At 37.3% G+C, this 3,586-nt stretch carries 6 protein-coding genes; 1 reads left to right on the top strand and 5 read right to left on the bottom strand.

Features of this window, described 5'->3' with window-relative positions:
* Window positions 1-44: 44 nt before the first annotated feature.
* From ABDH28_04375 to ABDH28_04355, 5 genes are read right to left on the bottom strand one after another with little or no spacing between them, the layout of a single operon-like run.
* Complete coding sequence (locus ABDH28_04375) at window positions 45-680, bottom strand: hypothetical protein (protein MEN2998251.1); 636 nt, start codon at window positions 678-680, stop codon at window positions 45-47.
* A gap of 10 nt (window positions 681-690) precedes the next feature.
* Window positions 691-1,074 (bottom strand): hypothetical protein, encoded by a 384-nt coding sequence (locus ABDH28_04370; GenBank protein MEN2998250.1) that lies wholly within the window; start codon window positions 1,072-1,074, stop codon window positions 691-693.
* A gap of 24 nt (window positions 1,075-1,098) precedes the next feature.
* Entirely contained in the window at window positions 1,099-1,677 is a 579-nt protein-coding gene (locus tag ABDH28_04365) for a hypothetical protein (protein MEN2998249.1), read from the bottom strand.
* A 10-nt stretch (window positions 1,678-1,687) separates the two neighbouring features.
* Window positions 1,688-2,347, bottom strand: coding sequence for a hypothetical protein (locus ABDH28_04360; GenBank protein ID MEN2998248.1), 660 nt, complete (start codon window positions 2,345-2,347; stop codon window positions 1,688-1,690).
* Between the two features lie 28 nt (window positions 2,348-2,375).
* Entirely contained in the window at window positions 2,376-3,293 is a 918-nt protein-coding gene (locus tag ABDH28_04355; protein MEN2998247.1) for a hypothetical protein, read from the bottom strand.
* Between the two features lie 77 nt (window positions 3,294-3,370).
* On the opposite strand from ABDH28_04355, the gene ABDH28_04350 reads away from it, so the two are divergent.
* Window positions 3,371-3,586, top strand: a 216-nt coding sequence (locus ABDH28_04350) for a hypothetical protein (GenBank protein ID MEN2998246.1), incomplete at its 3' end; no start/stop codon positions are given.

The following is a 3,586-nucleotide window of genomic DNA, read 5'->3' as shown; positions in this document are numbered from 1 at the left end:
TCATACTCCCCGCTGTCCCTAAAGTATATGCTAATCTTATAATCTTACTTTTTTATTCTGTCATCCACTTTTTCAATTTTATCTCCATAGTCGTAAGCTCTCTCATATGCTAGTTCTAGAAGTTCTACCACCCTGTCTTTTGCTTCCTTAATTAGTTCCAATACTTCGTTTTTGTGTTTGAGGAAGTTTTCTGCTTCTTCTTCTAGAAGAGATGCGAATGTGAAGAGCGTTGGTTTGTCATCAAAACCTAGTTCCCTTGCTAGGTCTTCAAAAGCTATTGGCGTGAGTTTCTTCTTATCAACAAGTAGCGTTGCAATAGGTAGGGAATCGCTTCTCACTTCTCCTGTAAGCCCACCGCTTACATACTCGTTTGTGTAGATCTTGACAAAGCAGAATCTGGTGTCAAAGTTAGAATAATAGATAGTATTCTCGGTGTCAGCACCTATTCCGTAAAATGGAGCAGGGGTTATTTCAACTATCCTAGCCTCGTCATTCTCCTCAATCACCTTAAGATCCTCTTTGTTAAAAAAGAGGAACTCAACTGGATATCCCCATCTTTCATATTTCCCGTAGCTTCCCAAATAATCCTCGTTCTCATAGTCTGCATCTCCGTAAGCTACGATGATATGCCTGCCTTTTATTGCCACCTTACCTTCACTAAAATAATATACAACAGGCATCTTACCCTCCTTATACTTTTAGGGAGCAAAGCTCCCTTATTGTTTTTCTTGCTTGAATTTTCTTTCTTATGTTTTCTTTTAACGCTTCTTCCAAAATCCACTCAATGTCGTTTGAATCATGATATTGTAAATCCGAATCCACATACACTTTTGATAATGATGAAACTTTTGTGTTATCAGGAAGAGTTATCAGGAACGTCATTGTCCTGTCATTGTAATTCTTTATTAGTCTTTGCGTGTTTAGTGTTATTGGAAACACTCTTATTTCAAACCCGTCATCCAACTTCTTTGAAAAAGCTAGCGAAATTCTTGAATTTTTGTGTTTTAAAGCGAGTATTTGGTTCTTGACAGCCTTCTTTACAACGTCGGTTATGTGGTCTCTATATTTACTCAACTTGCGCCAAACAGCCTTTATGTTCTATATTTTTCTTCTCGTGTCCTCAACTACTACTATCACTTTTGGGATCTCATCGTTTGGCTTAAGTTTCTTGTAAACTTTTTCAATGTTTTCAGCAATCTTCAGAGTATCGCCTTCAACTATCAATATAAGTTGGTTTTGTTCGTAGTTCTTGGTGTAGAGATTAATTAGGTTTCTGTTTCCGATTAGATTTCTGCAGTCGTCAAACTCATATTTTAAGACATAAATTCCGTTTTCTATGTTGCTCCATTTTATCGTTTGTTTCTTTAGCATCAGATTGAGTTCGTCTGGGTAGTAGTCTTCGCTGTAAGCACGAATTTGAACCCTGTTGCTTTCTGGCACTACCGTGTCGGTTGTGAGCTTAAGTATTGCTATATCTTTGTTTATCCTTTCTACTTCAGCATCATAAACTTTATCCAAAACTGGACATAAAATAGTCTGTTGGTGTATGAACGGTATTGCTTCTTCAACTTCGGCTTCTTCTGGATAGCCGTGGGGTGGGAGGGTTTCTTTCCCCCCATGATCCCACTTTACACTTACAAAAAGTGTTTTGCCTTCCAAATAGACATTTATACTCATATTCCCCTCCTTATAAAAGGATTTTTTCTGTGTTGTATTTAACCCCTTTGGGGTGCTTAAAGTTTACCGTGAATGGGTCTGGGTTTGAAGAAAGGTTATAGTCGGGGTCATCCTTGTATATTGCTCCCCATTCCACAATCTCCCATTCATCCCCAAGATAAGAAGGAATTAGTTCTACAAGATCGTCAGGGTTTATGTGTATTTCTCCATATCCTAGATCCTTGTATGTTATTCCGTCTCCCTGTGGGTAGAACTCTCCCTTGTATGCTTCTGTAATCTTTATCTTACACGGTATTTCACCTTCTATTACATCTTCCATCCACTCCTCTTCTATCTTTAAATCACCAGTAAAAACCAGAAAACCGTCCAACACAAGAGGTTTTGTTTCGCTTATGTTTTTTCTGGCCTTTTCGTCAAACAAAATAAATGCCTTTTCTCTTGCTTCTTTTGCTAGTTTTATACTCCCCTTGACATATGCTCCTATTTTTGTTTTTTCATTCTCTGAAAACACTACCTCTGCTACTTCAGGAAGTAACCTTTCTGCTTCAAAAACTATCTCAACATCCCCCCAAGTATCGAATCCTGTTGGTGTTGTGTCAACTATCCCGATACCAGGGATTTTGTTGAAGGTGTAGAAGCAAAATGAATATTCAGAAACTTTGTTATACATACGCTCCTCCTTTTTTGAAGGAACCTGTTTAACAGGCTCCTTTAAGTAATTGTATTATTTTGTTCCTTCTGTTCCTCTCAAATTTGACTATCTTTCTTAGCTCTTCGGCGATCAATTTTGCTGTCCTTCTCATGAAACTTTCTATATGTTTTTCTGTATCAGGTATCCATTCTGCAAGTAGTGTCTTATCGGTAATTATGTTGCCACTCAGAGAATTTTTGTTAGATAAATAAACCATTTTCTTGTCCTGGTCAATCTCTATTGATACTATCATGTCCTCAATATTTAAAGCTTCAACCTCTTTTTGTACATGCGATTTTATATACTCGTTATCATTGAGTTTGCTTAAGATCTGTAGAATTTTCTGCGCTCTCTTCACAGCACTTATTATCCTTTCCTTAGTGTCTTGGGATAATATTAATTTTATCTTTTTCTTTATGGGGGCTTTAATGTGCTGGAAGTCCTGAACTACTATTTGTTTTGGCCTTACTATCCTTATTTTTCCTTTTCTAATGTTGAACATTACGGTTGCATCTGCGTATTTTAAAGATCCTCCGCCGAACTTCAGTATGTATGTTCCGTCTTTTTGTATTTTGAATTTTGCATGCCCAGTTATAGGAACAGCTAATATTTTTGCGCTAGAATATGCCCCTCCGTCTAACTCGTAGCTTATCACATCGTTGTAGGAATATATGGTGTGCCCTATTATATTGGTTTCTTCTGTCTTTTCTACATTCTTCGTTAGGATTTTAAGAATCTTCGTCCCAGATATTTCTACATTCTTCTTTGCTTCAACTTTTTCAAGAGTCACGCGGTTTTCTGTGCCTTCTTCAATAGCATTAAAAAATTTTGCTCTCTTAGCGTTTGGTTGCCAGTAGCGAACCAACAACATGTTTTCTTTGAGCCGAAACGAAAATGTTATTTTTCCTAGATCTACAACGCTCATAACTCCTCCTTACCCTGCTGTTAAGCCCCGCAGGGACAGGCTTCCCTCAAAAGGATGCTAAAATCACATAAAAACGTATGGTAGTGGCATGCTTTTTTGGTTTAAGAATATCGTTTGTGTCAAACAACACACTACCACCACCAAAAACCCATCACAATAATAAGGATAAACAAAACTTTAAAAAATTTACTCTTACGTCTTTTAAAGTGTTGAAAACTACTTGGCTAAAAAACACTGGTAGCAGTATGCTTTTTCGGTTTAAGAATATCGTTTGTGTCAGACTAGCACACCAC

The sequence above is a fragment of the Brevinematia bacterium genome (assembly GCA_039630355.1).
In the GTDB taxonomy this organism is placed as follows: domain Bacteria; phylum Spirochaetota; class Brevinematia; order DTOW01; family DTOW01; genus SKYB106.
This window is presented reverse-complemented; position numbering and strand designations above follow the sequence as displayed.

Coding starts and splice junctions, on each gene's coding strand:
- ABDH28_04375 (MEN2998251.1), bottom strand. CDS start 680: ATGCCTGTTGTATATTATTTTAGTGAAGGTAAGGTGGCAATAAAAGGC.
- ABDH28_04365 (MEN2998249.1), bottom strand. CDS start 1,677: ATGAGTATAAATGTCTATTTGGAAGGCAAAACACTTTTTGTAAGTGTA.
- ABDH28_04360 (MEN2998248.1), bottom strand. CDS start 2,347: ATGTATAACAAAGTTTCTGAATATTCATTTTGCTTCTACACCTTCAAC.
- ABDH28_04355 (MEN2998247.1), bottom strand. CDS start 3,293: ATGAGCGTTGTAGATCTAGGAAAAATAACATTTTCGTTTCGGCTCAAA.